Below are 1,048 nucleotides of genomic sequence, written 5' to 3'. Positions count from 1 at the left end.
GATTTTCTAATTTGTCAAACCTACTAGTTCTAGTGCCTCCAGAAGCAAAAAATTGCACATTTTTGTCTCTAAATTCATTAGAATTGCTAAGCAAACTAGCATCATGTTGGGGATTTTTCATAAACTTTTTGAGTTTACTTCTCTTCTCTTGATACTCTTTTACTAATTGCGTTGTATCTCCCATTCATTTACCTCCTTTTATTCCTCTAGCCCTCAATCATCAGCATCAGGAATTACTATTTTCTCAAGACCCCTATTTCCAAAAATTGTAACTTTTACTAAATTAATAGAATAATCTTGTTTAGGATACCTAGCTTGATTTTGAGCCATATCATCTTCAGGCACAAAATTAATTGTAAATGCATCTGATAATGCATAGGCGTTAATTATAGTTGGAGCTCCGCCACCAGCCTTGATAATGACTCCTTTATTATTTATGTCTAATATTTGCCCTGATTTTATATTCGGATTTCTTGTTACAAGATACCCCTCAAAGTTATTTGTAATTGGCAAAACATATGCAGTGCAACTAAACTCACAAACATCTACGCATATCCCATAAATATCAGTATCAGCACCAACCTCAACATATATAAAGCTCTCTTTTGGAACAAGCTTGACTCCACGCTTGTATGGAAAACTATTTTTTGGATCATATAAGTATTCTTCTATTTTGTCTGTATAGCTTGAACATGAAAATGAATAAGCATCAACTCGCTCATTTTTGGATTTAAAACAACCGCTTGAACTGCTAAAAACCTTATTTTCAATTGAACTAATTGATTTTGCATATTTTTTAAATTTCAAAAGAACATCATCAAGTTCTTTAACTGAATCTAAATAAGGATCTTTAGCTTGTACATCTTCAGCTTGTCTTGCTTGTCGTTTAGCCCTAGGAGCAGCAGAAACTTCTGCTTCTAAATCTAACTGTAGGTTGTCAACAGCGGCAAGATCTTCAACTTGCCCTTTATCTTTTAAAGCCATAATTTAATTACCCTTTTATGGCTCTATTTCCAAATACACTGGCAAGCACTATAAATAAATCTTC

Annotated in this window: 2 protein-coding genes; both read right to left on the bottom strand. The window is 33.2% G+C overall.

The window, feature by feature from the left end; all coding sequences use genetic code 11:
• Positions 1-184, bottom strand: a 184-nt coding sequence (locus HNP67_RS06845) for a DUF228 domain-containing protein (RefSeq protein WP_184125826.1), incomplete at its 3' end; no start/stop codon positions are given.
• 29 nt (positions 185-213) lie between these two features.
• A complete protein-coding gene (locus HNP67_RS06840; RefSeq protein WP_184125824.1) occupies positions 214-984 on the bottom strand; it encodes a DUF228 domain-containing protein in 771 nt (256 codons plus the stop codon).
• Positions 985-1,048 lie beyond the last annotated feature (64 nt).

The sequence above is a fragment of the Borreliella californiensis genome, from assembly GCF_014205885.1.
Classification (GTDB): domain Bacteria; phylum Spirochaetota; class Spirochaetia; order Borreliales; family Borreliaceae; genus Borreliella; species Borreliella californiensis.
Note: the sequence above shows the minus strand (reverse complement) of the source record. Positions and strands in the feature narration are given on the sequence as shown.

Coding starts and splice junctions, on each gene's coding strand:
- HNP67_RS06840 (WP_184125824.1), bottom strand. CDS start 984: ATGGCTTTAAAAGATAAAGGGCAAGTTGAAGATCTTGCCGCTGTTGAC.